This is a genomic window from Klebsiella sp. C239, assembly GCF_048822715.1.
Taxonomy (GTDB): Bacteria; Pseudomonadota; Gammaproteobacteria; order Enterobacterales; family Enterobacteriaceae; genus Klebsiella; species Klebsiella quasipneumoniae.
Genome location: NZ_JBMEZK010000009.1, coordinates 217,183 through 232,073, shown reverse-complemented (window position 1 = coordinate 232,073; position 14,891 = coordinate 217,183). Strand labels below are relative to the sequence as shown.

16 protein-coding genes and 1 pseudogene are annotated in these 14,891 nt (G+C 57.8%); 9 read left to right on the top strand and 8 right to left on the bottom strand.

Annotated elements, in window-relative coordinates; all coding sequences use genetic code 11:
* Positions 1-97: 97 nt before the first annotated feature.
* Positions 98-664 (bottom strand): D-glycero-beta-D-manno-heptose 1,7-bisphosphate 7-phosphatase, encoded by a 567-nt coding sequence (gmhB, locus tag ACOI6Z_RS22150; protein WP_004204479.1) that lies wholly within the window; start codon positions 662-664, stop codon positions 98-100.
* A gap of 188 nt (positions 665-852) precedes the next feature.
* Between gmhB and metN the strand changes: the two genes are divergently transcribed.
* The 7 genes and pseudogenes from metN (at position 853) to ACOI6Z_RS22115 (ending at position 7,340) form a co-directional block, all read left to right on the top strand.
* Positions 853-1,884: a methionine ABC transporter ATP-binding protein MetN gene (gene metN, locus ACOI6Z_RS22145; protein ID WP_002889450.1), complete on the top strand. Its 1,032-nt coding sequence runs from the start codon at positions 853-855 to the stop codon at positions 1,882-1,884.
* Positions 1,877-2,530 (top strand): methionine ABC transporter permease MetI, encoded by a 654-nt coding sequence (locus ACOI6Z_RS22140; RefSeq protein WP_004204478.1) that lies wholly within the window; start codon positions 1,877-1,879, stop codon positions 2,528-2,530. The genes metN and ACOI6Z_RS22140 overlap by 8 nt, the downstream gene beginning before the upstream one ends.
* Before the next feature lie 43 nt (positions 2,531-2,573).
* The gene (metQ, locus tag ACOI6Z_RS22135; RefSeq protein ID WP_002889445.1) at positions 2,574-3,389 is read left to right on the top strand and encodes a methionine ABC transporter substrate-binding lipoprotein MetQ; all 816 of its coding nucleotides are present in this window, start codon (positions 2,574-2,576) and stop codon (positions 3,387-3,389) included.
* Between the two features lie 107 nt (positions 3,390-3,496).
* The gene (gene rcsF, locus ACOI6Z_RS22130; RefSeq protein ID WP_023292059.1) at positions 3,497-3,904 is read left to right on the top strand and encodes an Rcs stress response system protein RcsF; all 408 of its coding nucleotides are present in this window, start codon (positions 3,497-3,499) and stop codon (positions 3,902-3,904) included.
* Entirely contained in the window at positions 3,901-4,608 is a 708-nt protein-coding gene (gene tsaA, locus ACOI6Z_RS22125; protein ID WP_032452991.1) for a tRNA (N6-threonylcarbamoyladenosine(37)-N6)-methyltransferase TrmO, read from the top strand. Before rcsF ends, tsaA begins: the two co-directional genes overlap by 4 nt.
* 111 nt (positions 4,609-4,719) lie before the next feature.
* The gene (gene proS, locus ACOI6Z_RS22120; RefSeq protein ID WP_032452990.1) at positions 4,720-6,438 is read left to right on the top strand and encodes a proline--tRNA ligase; all 1,719 of its coding nucleotides are present in this window, start codon (positions 4,720-4,722) and stop codon (positions 6,436-6,438) included.
* Between the two features lie 59 nt (positions 6,439-6,497).
* Positions 6,498-7,340: pseudogene (locus ACOI6Z_RS22115) on the top strand (YaeF family permuted papain-like enzyme).
* A 157-nt stretch (positions 7,341-7,497) separates the two neighbouring features.
* Here ACOI6Z_RS22115 and nlpE read toward each other — a convergent pair.
* Genes nlpE through ACOI6Z_RS22100 form a run of 3 tightly spaced genes read right to left on the bottom strand, consistent with a single transcriptional unit; the run spans position 7,498 to position 9,194 of the window.
* On the bottom strand, positions 7,498-8,196 hold the full coding sequence (nlpE, locus tag ACOI6Z_RS22110) for an envelope stress response activation lipoprotein NlpE (protein ID WP_086075002.1): 699 nt from the start codon (positions 8,194-8,196) through the stop codon (positions 7,498-7,500).
* Between the two features lie 42 nt (positions 8,197-8,238).
* Entirely contained in the window at positions 8,239-8,652 is a 414-nt protein-coding gene (gene arfB, locus ACOI6Z_RS22105) for an alternative ribosome rescue aminoacyl-tRNA hydrolase ArfB (protein WP_004204468.1), read from the bottom strand.
* Positions 8,649-9,194, bottom strand: a complete 546-nt coding sequence (locus ACOI6Z_RS22100; protein WP_023292054.1) for a YaeQ family protein — start codon at positions 9,192-9,194, stop codon at positions 8,649-8,651. Before ACOI6Z_RS22100 ends, arfB begins: the two co-directional genes overlap by 4 nt.
* A gap of 196 nt (positions 9,195-9,390) precedes the next feature.
* On the opposite strand from ACOI6Z_RS22100, the gene ACOI6Z_RS22095 reads away from it, so the two are divergent.
* Positions 9,391-9,591: a YaeP family protein gene (locus ACOI6Z_RS22095; RefSeq protein ID WP_002889429.1), complete on the top strand. Its 201-nt coding sequence runs from the start codon at positions 9,391-9,393 to the stop codon at positions 9,589-9,591.
* A complete protein-coding gene (gene rof / locus ACOI6Z_RS22090) occupies positions 9,578-9,838 on the top strand; it encodes a Rho-binding antiterminator (protein WP_002889424.1) in 261 nt (86 codons plus the stop codon). The genes ACOI6Z_RS22095 and rof overlap by 14 nt, the downstream gene beginning before the upstream one ends.
* A 12-nt stretch (positions 9,839-9,850) precedes the next feature.
* On the opposite strand, the gene tilS is transcribed toward rof, so the two are convergent.
* From tilS to accA, 4 genes are all read right to left on the bottom strand, one after another.
* Positions 9,851-11,164, bottom strand: a complete 1,314-nt coding sequence (tilS, locus tag ACOI6Z_RS22085; RefSeq protein WP_065812209.1) for a tRNA lysidine(34) synthetase TilS — start codon at positions 11,162-11,164, stop codon at positions 9,851-9,853.
* Between the two features lie 53 nt (positions 11,165-11,217).
* Entirely contained in the window at positions 11,218-11,607 is a 390-nt protein-coding gene (locus ACOI6Z_RS22080) for a VOC family protein (RefSeq protein ID WP_002889387.1), read from the bottom strand.
* A gap of 46 nt (positions 11,608-11,653) precedes the next feature.
* Positions 11,654-13,807, bottom strand: a complete 2,154-nt coding sequence (locus ACOI6Z_RS22075) for a lysine decarboxylase LdcC (RefSeq protein ID WP_065812220.1) — start codon at positions 13,805-13,807, stop codon at positions 11,654-11,656.
* Positions 13,808-13,920: 113 nt separating this feature from the next.
* A complete protein-coding gene (gene accA, locus ACOI6Z_RS22070) occupies positions 13,921-14,880 on the bottom strand; it encodes an acetyl-CoA carboxylase carboxyl transferase subunit alpha (RefSeq protein ID WP_004145855.1) in 960 nt (319 codons plus the stop codon).
* Between the last annotated feature and the right edge of the window lie 11 nt (positions 14,881-14,891).

The window sequence follows — 14,891 nt, the reverse complement described above, 5'->3', positions numbered from 1 at the left end:
CGCCGTGTCGATGGAGGCGCATTATAGGGAGCCCGCCGGGAATGACAAGCGGAAAAATACAATTTTATTTCAACCGCTCATCTTTTATACGCAACGCTTATTTTTGCTGCTTTTTAATCGCCGCCGGCAGCTCGGTCAGGCTATTTAGCACCCAATCCGCGGCTTTTTCCGCTTCTTCAGTAACAGGCTTACCGGTACGCACCAGCACTTTAGTACCGACATCAGCGGCCGCTGCAGCCTGCATATCTTCCAGTTTGTCCCCTACCATATAGGAAGCGGCCATATCGATATGCAGATAATCGCGGGCGGAGATCAGCATCCCCGGATGCGGTTTACGGCAATCACAGGTCTGACGGTACTCCTCAACCGCACCCTGCGGGTGATGCGGGCAATAATAGATACCGTCCAGATCGACGCCACGGTCTGCCAGAGACCAGTCCATCCATTCGGTCAGCGTTTCAAACTGGGCTTCGGTAAATTTACCGCGAGCAATACCGGACTGGTTAGTGACCAGCACCAGCGCGTAGCCCATCTCTTTGAGCTCGCGCATTGCGTCAATGACGCCATCGATAAATTCAAAATTGTCGATTTCGTGGACGTAGCCATGATCGACATTAATGGTGCCGTCACGGTCGAGAAAAATTGCGGGTACTGACTTTGCCACCGGTATGCTCCTGAAAAAGGCTAGTGCCGTTAGTATCGCATGTTTCCGCATGCAAGAAAGTGCTCATTATAAAGAGTCAGATTGATTTAGACGTCTGGATGCCTTAACATCCATTTCATTGCCAGGCATCGCCTGGATACGGCAGAAGAAAATGCCACGGCAAACGGCTAAACGATAATAAATAACTGATGATTAAACTTTCCAATATCACCAAAGTGTTCCAGCAGGGGAATCGCAGCATTCAGGCGCTGAACAATGTCAGCCTGCATGTCCCTGCCGGACAAATTTACGGCGTCATCGGTGCCTCAGGCGCCGGTAAAAGTACTCTGATTCGCTGCGTTAACCTGCTGGAGCGCCCGACCGAGGGCAGCGTACAGGTTGACGGTCAGGAACTGACTGCGCTGTCGGAAAAAGAGCTAACCCGCGCTCGCCGTCAGATTGGCATGATTTTCCAGCATTTTAACCTGCTGGCATCCCGCACCGTTTTCGGCAACGTGGCGTTACCCCTGGAGCTGGATAACACGCCACAGGCAGAAATCAAACGCCGTGTGACGGAGCTGCTGGATCTTGTCGGCCTGGGCGATAAGCACGACAGCTATCCGGCTAATCTCTCCGGCGGCCAGAAACAGCGTGTCGCCATTGCCCGCGCGCTGGCCAGTAACCCCAAGGTGCTGCTGTGCGATGAAGCCACCAGCGCCCTGGATCCGGCCACCACCCGTTCCATTCTCGAATTGCTGAAAGACATTAACCGTCGCCTGGGGCTGACCATCCTGCTGATCACCCACGAAATGGATGTGGTGAAACGCATCTGCGACTGCGTGGCGGTGATTAGCAACGGCCAGTTGATTGAACAGGACACGGTGAGCGAAGTCTTCTCCCATCCGAAGACGCCGCTGGCCCAGCAGTTTATTCAGTCGACGCTGCACCTGGATATTCCGGATGACTACCAGGCGCGCCTGAAACCTACCGCCACAGCGGATAGCGTACCGATGCTGCGCATGGAATTTACCGGCCACTCCGTCGATGCGCCGCTGCTTTCTGAAACCGCGCGTCGCTTCAACGTGAATAACAACATTATTAGCGCGCAGATGGATTATGCCGGCGGGGTGAAGTTCGGCATCATGCTGACCGAAATGCACGGTACACAGGAAGACACTCAGGCGGCTATCGCCTGGCTGCAGGAACATCATGTAAAAGTAGAGGTATTGGGTTATGTCTGAGGCAATGATGTGGCTGCTGTTGCGCGGCGTATGGGAAACGCTGGCAATGACCTTTGTCTCCGGCTTCTTCGGTTTTGTCCTTGGTCTGCCGGTGGGCGTGCTGCTGTACGTGACCCGTCCGGGGCAAATCGTCGCCAATGCTAAACTGTACCGGACGCTGTCGGCGCTGGTGAACATTTTCCGCTCCATCCCGTTCATTATCCTGCTGGTCTGGATGATCCCGTTTACCCGCGTGATCGTCGGCACCTCAATCGGCCTGCAGGCGGCGATCGTGCCGTTGACGGTGGGCGCCGCGCCGTTTATCGCTCGCATGGTGGAGAACGCCCTGCTGGAGATCCCGACCGGCCTTATCGAAGCCTCCCGGGCGATGGGCGCCACGCCGCTGCAGATCGTGCGTAAGGTTCTGCTGCCTGAAGCGCTGCCGGGTCTGGTCAACGCCGCCACCATCACCCTGATCACCCTGGTGGGCTATTCCGCCATGGGCGGCGCGGTGGGCGCCGGCGGTCTGGGGCAGATTGGTTATCAGTATGGCTATATCGGTTACAACGCCACCGTGATGAATACCGTACTGGTATTGCTGGTTATTCTGGTTTATTTAATTCAATTCTCTGGCGATCGCATCGTCCGGGCTGTGACTCATAAATAACGTTATTGGCAGACAACACTCATTCTTACAGGAAGGAAATAACATGGCCTTTAATTTCAAAACCTTTGCGGCAGTTGGTGCGTTAATCGGTTCTCTGGCGCTGGTGGGTTGCGGTCAGGATGAAAAAGATCCGAATCATATTAAAGTCGGCGTTATCGTCGGGGCGGAGCAGCAGGTCGCTGAAGTCGCGCAGAAAGTGGCAAAAGAGAAGTATGGCCTTGACGTTGAGCTGGTGACCTTCAACGATTACGTTCTGCCGAACGAAGCGCTGAGCAAAGGCGATATCGACGTCAACGCCTTCCAGCATAAACCGTATCTCGACCAGCAGATTAAAGACCGCGGCTACAAGCTGGTGGCTGTCGGCAACACCTTCGTCTACCCGATCGCGGGTTACTCGAAGAAAATCAAATCGCTGGACGAACTGCAGCCGGGCTCGCAGATCGCCGTCCCTAACGATCCGACCAACCTCGGTCGTTCTCTGCTGCTGCTGCAGCAGGTGGGCCTGATCAAACTGAAGGACGGCGTAGGCCTGCTGCCGACCTCGCTGGATATCGTCGAGAACCCGAAAAACCTGAAGATTGTTGAACTGGAAGCGCCGCAGCTGCCGCGTTCTCTTGACGACGCGCAGATCGCGCTGGCCGTTATCAACACCACTTACGCCAGCCAGATTGGCCTGACCCCGGCGAAAGACGGCATCTTTGTCGAAGGGAAAGAGTCGCCGTACGTGAACCTGATCGTGGCGCGTGAAGACAATAAAGATGCTGAGAATGTGAAAAAATTCGTTCAGGCTTACCAGAGCGATGAAGTTTACGAAGCAGCAAACAAGATCTTTAACGGCGGCGCAGTGAAAGGCTGGTAATCTTTTCTCACCGTAATATCATTCAGGACGGGCTTCACGCCCGTCTTGTCATTTATGCAAGCACCTGATTCAATAACGCCCTGTTTTTTATTCATTGAGGAAATACTATGCGTGCTTTACCGGTCTGTTTGTTAGCACTCATGTTAAGCGGTTGTTCCATGCTAAGCAGATCTCCCGTTGAACCTGTTCAAAGCACTGCAACTCCCCCGGTTAAATCGGAGCCGAGCAAACCACGCGCAACCCGTCCGGCGCCGGTACGTATTTATACCGATGCGTCAGAGCTGGTAGGTAAACCATTCCGCGATCTGGGGGAAGTGTCTGGCGAGTCCTGCCAGGCCTCGAATCAGGATTCTCCGCCGAATATCCCTACCGCCCGCAAGCGCCTGCAGATTAATGCCGCACGTATGAAAGCCAATGCTGTCCTGCTGCACCGCTGCGAAGTGACCAGCGGCACCCCAGGCTGCTACCGTCAGGCGGTTTGTCTGGGCTCGGCGCTTAACGTCTCGGCGCAATGAGTGCATTTCAGTTCGCGCAGATAGGCGTGATCCGCTCGCCGTATAAAGAGAAGTTTGCCGTACCTCGCCAGCCGGGTCTGGTCAAGCACGGCGGCGGAGAACTCCATCTGATCGCGCCCTACAACCAGGCCGACGCCGTGCGTGGTCTGGAAAGCTTCAGCCATCTGTGGATCCTGTTTGTGTTTCATCAGACCATGGAAGGCGGCTGGCGTCCGACGGTGCGCCCTCCCCGTCTCGGGGGCAACGCGCGTATGGGCGTCTTCGCCACCCGCTCCACCTTTCGCCCCAATCCCATTGGCATGTCTCTGGTTGAGCTGAAGGGCGTTCGCTGTCAGAAAGAGCAGGTGATACTGGAACTCGGCAGCCTCGATCTCGTCGACGGTACGCCGGTGGTCGACATCAAACCCTATCTGCCGTTTGCCGAAGCGCTACCCAACGCGCACGCCAGCTACGCGCAACAGGCGCCGCAGGCGGATCAGGTCGTCAGTTTTACCGCCGACGTCGAAACGCAGCTTTTGCATCTGGAGAAGCGTTATCCGCACCTGAAGGCGTTTATCCGAGAGGTGCTGGCGCAGGATCCGCGTCCGGCCTACCGTAAGGAGGAAGAGGCAGGCAAAAATTACGCCGTCTGGCTGCTGGATTTCAACGTCCGCTGGCGGGTGACTGCCTCCGGTTTTGAAGTCTTTGCCCTCGAAGCGCGCTAATTTTATTTTCCTCTCTTTTGGCATCTTTGCCACACTGGTAAACTAAACCACTTTTTTGTTTCAGGCTGGGCAACCAGCCTGTTCCGCTCGTTTAACTGGAACCGTTACAACATGCGTACTAGCCAATATCTGCTCTCCACTCTGAAGGAGACACCTGCCGACGCCGAGGTAATCAGCCACCAGCTGATGCTGCGCGCCGGGATGATCCGCAAGCTGGCCTCCGGGTTATACACCTGGCTGCCGACCGGCGTGCGCGTCCTGAAAAAAGTCGAAAACATCGTGCGTGAAGAGATGAACAACGCCGGTGCGATCGAGGTGTTAATGCCGGTCGTTCAGCCATCTGAACTGTGGCAGGAGAGCGGTCGCTGGGAGCAGTACGGCCCGGAACTGCTGCGCATTGCCGATCGTGGCGATCGTCCGTTCGTCCTCGGTCCAACCCACGAAGAGGTCATCACCGATCTGATCCGCAACGAGCTGAACTCCTATAAGCAGCTGCCGCTGAACTTCTATCAGATCCAGACCAAATTCCGCGACGAAGTGCGCCCGCGTTTCGGCGTGATGCGCTCCCGCGAATTCCTGATGAAAGATGCGTACTCTTTCCATACTTCGCAGGAATCGCTGCAGGAAACCTACGATGCGATGTACGCCGCTTACAGCAAAATCTTCAGCCGTATGGGGCTGGATTTCCGCGCGGTACAGGCTGATACCGGCTCCATCGGCGGCAGCGCCTCTCATGAATTCCAGGTGCTGGCGCAGAGCGGCGAAGACGATGTGATCTTCTCCGACAGCTCCGACTACGCGGCAAACATCGAGTTTGCGGAAGCCGTTGCGCCGAAAACGCCGCGCGCGGACGCCACCCAGGAGTTGACCCTGGTCGACACGCCGAACGCCAAAACCATCGCCGAGCTGGTTGAGCAGTTCAACCTGCCGATCGAAAAAACCGTGAAAACCCTGCTGGTGAAAGCGGTTGAAGATAGCGCTTCCCCGCTGGTTGCCCTGCTGGTGCGCGGCGATCACGAGCTGAACGAAGTGAAAGCGGAAAAACTGCCGCAGGTCGCCAGCCCGCTGACCTTCGCCACCGAAGAAGAGATCCGCGCCCTGGTGAAAGCCGGTCCGGGCTCCCTGGGTCCGGTGAACCTGCCGGTGCCGGTGATTATCGACCGTACTGTGGCGGTGATGAGCGATTTCGCCGCCGGCGCCAACATCGACGGCAAACACTACTTCGGCATCAACTGGGACCGCGATGTCGCCACGCCGGAAGTCGCTGACATCCGTAACGTCGTTGCCGGCGATCCGAGCCCGGACGGCAAAGGTACCCTGCTTATCAAGCGCGGTATCGAAGTGGGTCATATCTTCCAGCTGGGGACGAAGTACTCCGAGGCGATGAAAGCCGCGGTTCAGGGCGAAGATGGCCGCAACCAGATCCTGACCATGGGTTGCTATGGTATCGGGGTCACTCGCGTGGTGGCGGCGGCGATTGAGCAGAACTTTGACGATCGCGGTATTGTCTGGCCAGATGCGATTGCGCCGTTCCAGGTGGCGATCCTGCCGATGAACATGCATAAATCTTACCGTGTGCAGGAGCTGGCGGAGAAACTGTACGCCGAGCTGAGCGCCCAGGGTATTGAAGTGCTGATGGACGATCGTAAAGAGCGTCCGGGCGTGATGTTCGCCGATATGGAGCTGATCGGTATCCCGCACACCATCGTGCTGGGCGATCGTAACCTCGACAACGACGATATCGAATACAAGTATCGTCGCAACGGTGAGAAGCAGCTGATCAAGACCGGGGATATTGTGGAATATCTGGTTAAAGCGATAAAAGGCTAATTACACAGCTCAGGGCCCTGAACGGATGTCAGGGCCTTTTTTTTACAAGGACTGTACCCATGACTGCACCTCTCCTCAGCAGCGGGCTGCTTACCTCCGCCCTGCTCCTGCTTACCGCCTGCACTGTAGACGTCGGCCGCAGCGCCCCTTCCGCATCCGCTACCGATGGCCGCTCACCGCCATGGGCTGTCACCCTCCAGCGTCAAAGCTCGATTGCCGGCAGCGGACTGCGCGAAATCGCCGAAAACGACCTTCGTTCCGGCGACCTGCTCTTCTCCTCCAGCCTTGGCGTCACTTCGCTTGGGATCCGCGCCTTCAGCGCCTCTTCCGTGAGCCACGTCGCGCTGTATCTCGGCGAGGGTCAAATTGCGGAAGCTACCGGCGCCGGTGTGCAGGTGATATCGCTACAGCAAGCGATGGCGCACAGCGATAAACTCTTTGCCCTCAGAGTGCCCGATCTGACGCCGGACCAGGCGATGGCGATGAGAGGTTTTGCCTGGCAGGTCAAAGACAGCGGGTATAACTATCGCGGCATTATTCAGTTTATCCCTTATATGGTCACCAAACCGCTCTGCTCGCTCAACCCTTTCTCGCGTAACTTTCGCCAGCAGTGCGTAAGCGGCCTGGCCAAAGCGCAACTGGGCGATGGGGCCAGCCCCGACAAGAAAGCGTGGTTTTGCTCGGAGTTTGTCAGCGAGGCCTTTGTCAGAGCCGGGCATCCGCTGACCCTGGCGCAGGCGGCGTAGATCAGCCCTTCCGATCTGCTGCACATGCGGGAAGGAGATGTCGCCACCTTTAAACCCGAGACGCAGCTGCAGTATGTCGGGCATCTGAAACTGGGAGTTTATCTTCAGGCCGGTAAACTGGTGGGGTTGAGCAAACCGAAGGCCGGTGCGGAGTAAAAGAACGATTTGCCCTTTACCCCCGTCATGAGGCTCATGCTTCGTGCGCTATGGTTGGTGGAAAAGGGGGGACGGTAAAACCGCAATGACCCAATTCCGCTGGCCGGCTACCGCTGAGGCGTATCCCCTGCCCGTTTCCCGGGCAGGAGCCGGACAATCAGTGTCCGCAGTCCTTCCCAGGAATAAATTTGCCAGCCTGATCCGTCATCAGCGTTTTCATCATTTCGCCGGTATCCGGGTTCGCCTCGAGGGTAAAGTGCCCCTCCACCACCAGCAGCACCGGACGTGAATCATTGCCGCGGGCAGCGGCATAATCCCGCTCAAGCTGGGCATTATTCGCCACCGCGATGCGTTTACCGGTCGCGCAATCAGTAAAGGTTGCCGCATCGGCCATATAGAAGTACATACCACGCATCGCCATCGGGGTGGTCGGCAGGCTGGCCTTCACCGGCTCCAGGGTATAGTTGAGGGGAGACTGAATGGGACTCCCGTTGCGGTCGAGCATCTCCAGCTTGTCGCCCTTCGCGCGAAAGTACGATTTTTCGCCCTTGCTGTTGGTCAGTACCAGCTTATCCGCCGTACGCGCCCAGGTGCCGTAAGAGGCAAAGGAGGATGGTTCACGACGCGCGCCCTGGTAGTGCTCATTCATCACCCAGGTGCCGTCTTTTTCCAGGAACAGCGAGGTGTCGATGCCTTCGCAATCCGCGCAAGGCAGCACCCCGCGCCAGCTTTGCTGCATCGGCTTGAGCTCTTCCATCGCCGCCGGCTGGACCGTGTCAGTTTCGGCGCGATGGTTACAACCAAACAGCGCGAACAGCGAACAGGCCGCTATCACGGAGAATATGATTTTCTTCACTCTACTTTCCTTATGATCCATTCCACCCGTTCGCCGACGCCTTCACTGGCGAACTTTCCCACGCAGCGCCTTGACTGAGGACTTTTGCGCCTTGGAAGCAAGGCGTCGCTCTTTGGATGCCCGAGTCGGTCGCGTCTCCCGGCGACTTTTTTGCACTGCGGTCAATTCTTTGATAAGGGCCACCAGCCGGGCGATCGCCGCTTCGCGGTTCATCTCCTGACTGCGATATTCCTGAGCCTTAATGATAACCACACCGTCAGCAGAAATTAAATGGTGGCTGGCGGCGAGCAGGCGCTCTTTGTAAAACGCCGGCAGGCTCGAGGCTTTAATATCGAAGCGCAGATGGATCGCGGTCGACGCTTTGTTCACGTGTTGGCCCCCGGCCCCCTGGGCGCGAATACCTTCCAGCGTGATCTCGTTATCGGCAATGGCCACGCTGCGGCTGATAGTAATCATGCCGGCCCTTGCCAGGCGGTAAGCTGAATTTCCAGATTATTCTGAGCGTCGGACAACCAGATGCTCCCCTCCTGCAAAGTGGCCTGCAGCGTCATCGTGCGGTCGGCAAAAGCGCTAAGCTGCGCCAGCTGGGCATCATCAAGATACCAGATAGTCAGCTTCGGGTATGCCGCAAGCTTGTTCTGATTCTGCTGCCACCAGATTTCAGCCGCCCGGCTGTTATAGGCAAACAACGCCACCGCCTGCGCCCGCGAGCAGGCTTTCTTGAGACGTTTCTCGTCCGGCAGCCCCAGCTCGATCCACAGATCAACCCCGAGATGATCGTTAAGCAGCCACAGCTCCGGCTCGTCGTCTGACGAGAGGCCGCGCGTAAACTGCAGCCGCTCATCGGCATATTTGATCCACGCCAGCAGGCGCAGCATCATGCGCTCCTGGGTTTCCGACGGGTGCTGCGCCAGCGTCAGGTTAGCATCCAGAAACTGGTTGCGATCCAGATCGGCTACATTCACCGCGGCTTTATATATCGTCGCTTTCAGCGCCATGAACAAACTCCTGAAAAAAATGGCGTACATTGTAGCGAAACTGGCGACAAAAGGCTGTCAGCAATCGCAGCAACCTGTTTCATCCTGCTGAAATTGCTTAAATGACTATGATATAGTTCCCTTGCTAAACAGAGTTTATCTTCGTAGGCTTAAACTTGCATCCCACGGTTGAGTCAGAACGCTGACAGGAGGGCATGTGGACCACTATTGTGAGTTAATACGCAAGCGGTATGCGGAAATAGCCAGCGGAGACTTAGGGTATATCCCGGATGCGCTGGGTTGCGTGTTGAAAGTATTGAATGAGATTGCGGCGGATGAGGCCCTTTCGGAGTCAGTCAGGGAAAAGGCCGCTTATGCGGCAGCAAACTTACTGGTGAGCGATTATGTCAATGAATGATACTTATCAACCCATTAACTGCGATGATTACGACAACCTGGAGCTGGCCTGCCAGCATCACCTGGTGCTGACGCTGGCGCTGAAGGATGGCGAACAGCTGCAGGCGAAGGCCAGCGATCTAATCTCGCGTAAAAATATCGAGTATCTTGTGGTCGAACTCGCCGGCAACGTCCGCGAGCTGCGCCTGGATAAAATCGCCAGCTTCAGTCACCCGGAAATCGGCACCGTGGTGGTGAGCGAATCCTGAATCAAAACGGGCTTAACCGCCCGTTTTCCTCCACGCCAGACTGACCCCTTCCCCGTCTTTGACTTCACCTTCGTTGGTCACAAACAGATCGTCCGCTGCGGCAATCGGCGTTTCGCCGTAAAACAGCAGCGGCGTGGTGTCTCGTCGCCACGGAGCAACGCCCAGCTCCTGCCAGATCTTCTTCAGCTTACGGCCGCCATGACGCCCGACGATATGCAGATGGCCGCTGGCGCGAAAGCGGACGGTGACTGGCTCATCCGCCGGGGGCGGGCGCAGCCTGCCGCCCGGCTGCAGCATCAGCTCACCAAGACCGTCCGCCAGCCGCAGCGGTTGGCGCCAGTCTGACCAGCGCTGGACGCTGTCCGTCTGCCCGGGTACATATCTCACCCAGTACAAGCGCTGCTGAAAACGGCGGACGGTAAATTCCCCCAACCGCAGGCAGGGGCTGGCATCTTCCCGCGCCAGCGCCACCTCGTGCCAGAGGCGCTCAGGCACCTCGCGGGCCGGCATCGGCGCCTGCTGCCCGGCGAGCCAGCGACGCAGCAACGCCGCGCGGCGGGGAGAACTCATCGACGTCAGCGGCGCGATAGCCAGTGACCCGTCTTCGGCCACCAGCGACGCCAGCTCCGCCGCCAGCATCTCGTCCAGCAGCTGCTCCTGCTCGGCGCACAGGCTGGCGCTGCGGGCGACGGCCTCGCTAAAGTGCGGCCAGCGCTCACGCAGCACCGGGATCACCCGCAGGCGCAGGAAGTTGCGGTCATAGGTATCGTCCTGATTACTCTCATCTTCAATCCACGACAGCTGGTGGGCGAGCGCCCACTGGCGCAGCGATTCCCGGGTTTCATTGAGGAGAGGGCGCAGCAGTCGACTGCCGGCAAAGGGAGACGATGGCGCCATCGCCGACAGGCCGGTCGGACCGCTGCCGCGTTTTAACGCCAGCAGCAGCGTTTCACACTGATCGTCCTGGTGCTGAGCGGTCACTAACACTTCGCCGGCGCGGAGCGTCTCCTGAAAGGCCTGATAGCGCGCCGCGCGGGCATGGGCCTCGACGCCCAGGCCGCCTCGGGCTAACGTCACGCGATGCACCGCCAACGGCACCTGCCACTGCTGGCAAATTTGCCGACAATGCGCCACCCAGTCGTCTGCGTGGGCGCTAAGGCCGTGGTGAACATGCACCGCCCGCAGCGTCAGAGAGGGATCCTGTTCCCGCAGCAGCACCAGCTGATGCAGAAGAACCGTCGAGTCCAGACCGCCGCTGAAGGCCACCAGCAGCTGGCGATGGGGATGAAGCGTATGCGCAATGTTAGCCGTCATAACCACAAACATACCGAGAAGTGATGGCCCGGCACGTTACCGGGCCAGGGTCGCGCTGGCAAGGTTTACTGCTGATATATTTCCAGCGGCAGGTCGTCCGGATCGCTAAAGAAGGTAAAGCGTTTACCGGTAAAGGGATCGACGCGAATCGCTTCGCACTCCACGCCATGCGCCGTCAGGTGCGCCACCGCAGCGTCGATATCATCCACGCTAAAGGCCAGATGACGCAGCCCGCAGGCTTCCGGACGACTGGGTCGGGCCGGCGGAAACGGGAACGAGAACAGCTCAATCACATACTCGCCGTTGAGCGCCAGATCGCCCTTCCAGGAGTCACGTTCGGCGCGATAAAACTCGCTTTGCAGCGTAAACCCCAGAATATCGCAATAGAACGCTTTACTGCGGGCGTAGTCAGTCGCAATGATGGCAATATGGTGAACCCGTTTCAAACCCAGCATGGTCAAACTCCTTCTGTTAAGCCAGCCACGTTACTCGTGCGCGCCGTTAACGCGCAAGCCTTTCGTCATTTTTTAAGACTCGTACCCGATACACGCCGTCCTCATCGCGCTTCGCGCCGTGAATACCGGTCTCAAACCCCGGGTAATGACGTCCTATTGAGCAGAGCATTAGCAGGAAGTCGAGCACCGCCCGGCTCTCCTCGGTGATCATCTCTCCCGGCATCAGCAGCGGTACGCCCGGCGGATAAGGGAGGATCATGTTGGCCGAAATCCGGCCCACCAGGTTCTCCAGTTCAATGGTTTCCACCTCACCCTTGATCTGGCGCTGCCAGGCATGATGCGGCGTCATTTTCATTTCCGGCAGGACGTCAAAGGCGCTGAGCATCAGCTGCGGCAGCTGGTGCTGGCGGATCAAGCGGTGGATCCCCTGTGCCAGATCCTGGATCCGCATGTTGCGGTAGAAGTCGGGATCTTCCGCGTACAGATCCGGCAACATATTTTTCACCCGCAGATTGAGATCGTAGGCGCGCTTAAATTCGGTCAGGCCGCGCAGCAGACCCATCGCCCGGGTTTTATCGATACCGATGCTAAAGAGGAACAGCAGGTTGTAGGGGCCCGTTTTCTCCACCACCACGCCCCGCTCGTCGAGGAACTTCGCCACCAGCGCCGCCGGGATCCCCTCTTCATCCATATTCCCCTGCTCGTCCATACCCGGCGTCAGAATGGTGACTTTCACCGGATCGAGGTACATATGATCCGCATCGGCATCTTTGAAACCGTGCCAGTCATCGCCCGGCGCCACCGGCCAGCACTCGGCTTTATCCACCGCTTCCGGCTGCCAGATATCAAAGAACCAGCCGTCCGACTCCTCGCGCAGTCGCTGCACCTCTTTGCGGAAATCCAGCGCCCGCTCAATGGAGCGCTGGATCAGGCGCTTACCGGAGTTACCGCGCAGCATCGCCGCCGCGGTCTCAATCGACGCGACGATGGGATAGCTCGGCGACGTAGAGGTATGCATCATAAAGGCTTCATTAAAGGTCTCTTCATCATAGTTGCCCTTAATGTGGATCAGCGAGGCCTGCGACAGCGCGGCCAGCATCTTATGCGTCGACTGCGTCTCGAAGATGACTTTTCCGGGGATCCGCTCACCGCTCATGCCGCTTTTCCCCTGATATATCGGATGGAAATGGGTATACGGCACCCAGGCGGAATCGAAATGGATCGACGGGACGTCGAGCGTCTCTTTAAGCCAGGTGGTGTTGTAGAGCAGCCCATCGTAGGTGGAGTTGGTGATCACCGCATGCACGGGCCACTGCGCCCCGCCCGTGTCGCGCACTTTCTGCTGAATACTGTCGCGGGTAAACTCGCGCCGGGGGATACCGCCGAGGATCCCTAACGCATTGCGGGTCGGCTTCAGCCACAGGGGAACCACATCGCTCATCATCAGCAGGTGGGCCAGCGATTTGTGACAGTTACGGTCAATCAGCAGGGTACTGCCGGCGGGCGCCGAGTACATACCGACAATTTTATTGGACGTCGAGGTACCGTTGGTCACCATATAGCTTTGCTCGGCGCCAAAGGCGCGAGCGATATACTCCTCCGCCTCCAGATGCGGGCCGGTATGATCCAGCAGGGAGCCCAGCTCGGTGACCGAAATCGAGACATCCGCCTTCAGCGTATTCCCGCCAAAGAAATCATAGAACAGGCAGCCCACCGGGCTTTTCTGATAGGCGCTACCGCCCATATGACCCGGCGTACAGAAGGTATATTTCCCCTCCTGCACATAGTTAAACAGCGCGCGGGTAAATGGCGGGGTGATATTGTCCAGGTACTCGCGGGTATACTGCCCGATGCGGGTGGCGATCTCTTCGGAGAGTCCCAGCGCATATTCGAAGAACCACAGCGTCATGCGCAGATCCTGACTGCTGACGTCCATCGTCGAGTGGGCGTTAATAAAGGCGTACAGAGGCAGATATTCATTGAGCTGGTTAATATCGCTGCACAGATCGACGCTGTACTCATCCCAGTCGAAGATCACGCCGCAGATGCGCGGGTTGTGCTCGATAAACTGCAGCAGGTCGGCGCTATTTTGCGGCCAGATGGTCTGAAAGCCCTGGCGCTGCAGCGCCGCTTCCAGTTCTTTGATCGGCTCGTCTTTGTGGTAGACGCCGTGAGGCCCCATGATGGCGATGATATTCACGCTTTCCTCCTGGTATTCACCTAAGTCCAGCATCATAGCAATCCCCTGGGCGCATCGCACATAAAAAAAGGGCCGGAAAATCCGGCCCTTAGTGTTTTGCGCTAGCGGAAAACTTAGGCGTAACCGTAGCTCATCAGACGTTGATAGCGGCGGTTCAGCAGCTCTTCTTCGCTGAGAAGATCGAGATCGGCCAGGTCCGCCAGCAGCTGCGCTTTCAGGCTTGCCGCCATCGCTTCCGGGTTGCGGTGGGCGCCGCCCAGCGGTTCCGGAACGATAGAATCGATCAGCTTCAGCTCTTTCAGACGCGGGGCGATAATGCCCATCGCTTCCGCAGCCAGCGGCGCTTTATCCGCGCTCTTCCACAGAATGGAGGCGCAGCCTTCCGGCGAAATCACCGAATAGGTGCTGTACTGCAGCATATTGACCTTGTCGCCCACGCCAATCGCCAGCGCGCCGCCGGAGCCGCCTTCGCCGATCACGGTGCAGATAACCGGCACGCTCAGACGCGACATCTCACGCAGGTTGCGGGCAATCGCTTCCGACTGGCCGCGCTCTTCCGCGCCGACGCCCGGGTAGGCGCCCGGGGTGTCGATAAAGGTGATGATCGGCATTTTAAACCGCTCAGCCATCTCCATCAGGCGCAGCGCTTTGCGGTAGCCTTCCGGGGCCGGCATACCAAAGTTGCGACGAATTTTTTCTTTGGTTTCGCGACCTTTCTGGTGGCCGATGATCATCACCGGACGACCGTCAAGACGCGCGATACCGCCGACAATCGCTTTATCGTCAGCGAAGGCGCGGTCACCGGCCAGTTCGTCAAATTCGTCGAACGCCAGGCGGACATAATCCAGGGTGTAAGGACGGCGCGGGTGGCGCGCCAGTTGCGCAACCTGCCATGCACCGAGATCGGCGAAGATTTTGCGCGTCAGCTCTACGCTTTTCTCGCGCAGACGATGCACCTCTTCGTCGATGTTAATATCCAGTTTCTCATCCTGACGGCTTACCGCAGTCAGGGAATCGATTTTCGCTTCCAGCTCTGCAATCGGCTGTTCAAAATCTAGGAAATTCAGACTCATAGTATTCCTGT

Coding starts and splice junctions, on each gene's coding strand:
- rcsF (WP_023292059.1), top strand. CDS start 3,497: ATGCGTGCTTTACCGGTCTGTTTGTTAGCACTCATGTTAAGCGGTTGT.
- rof (WP_002889424.1), top strand. CDS start 9,578: ATGTCAATGAATGATACTTATCAACCCATTAACTGCGATGATTACGAC.
- tilS (WP_065812209.1), bottom strand. CDS start 11,164: ATGTTTGTGGTTATGACGGCTAACATTGCGCATACGCTTCATCCCCAT.
- ACOI6Z_RS22140 (WP_004204478.1), top strand. CDS start 1,877: ATGTCTGAGGCAATGATGTGGCTGCTGTTGCGCGGCGTATGGGAAACG.
- tsaA (WP_032452991.1), top strand. CDS start 3,901: ATGAGTGCATTTCAGTTCGCGCAGATAGGCGTGATCCGCTCGCCGTAT.
- metQ (WP_002889445.1), top strand. CDS start 2,574: ATGGCCTTTAATTTCAAAACCTTTGCGGCAGTTGGTGCGTTAATCGGT.
- proS (WP_032452990.1), top strand. CDS start 4,720: ATGCGTACTAGCCAATATCTGCTCTCCACTCTGAAGGAGACACCTGCC.
- ACOI6Z_RS22080 (WP_002889387.1), bottom strand. CDS start 11,607: ATGCTGGGTTTGAAACGGGTTCACCATATTGCCATCATTGCGACTGAC.
- accA (WP_004145855.1), bottom strand. CDS start 14,880: ATGAGTCTGAATTTCCTAGATTTTGAACAGCCGATTGCAGAGCTGGAA.
- arfB (WP_004204468.1), bottom strand. CDS start 8,652: ATGATTACTATCAGCCGCAGCGTGGCCATTGCCGATAACGAGATCACG.
- ACOI6Z_RS22100 (WP_023292054.1), bottom strand. CDS start 9,194: ATGGCGCTGAAAGCGACGATATATAAAGCCGCGGTGAATGTAGCCGAT.
- metN (WP_002889450.1), top strand. CDS start 853: ATGATTAAACTTTCCAATATCACCAAAGTGTTCCAGCAGGGGAATCGC.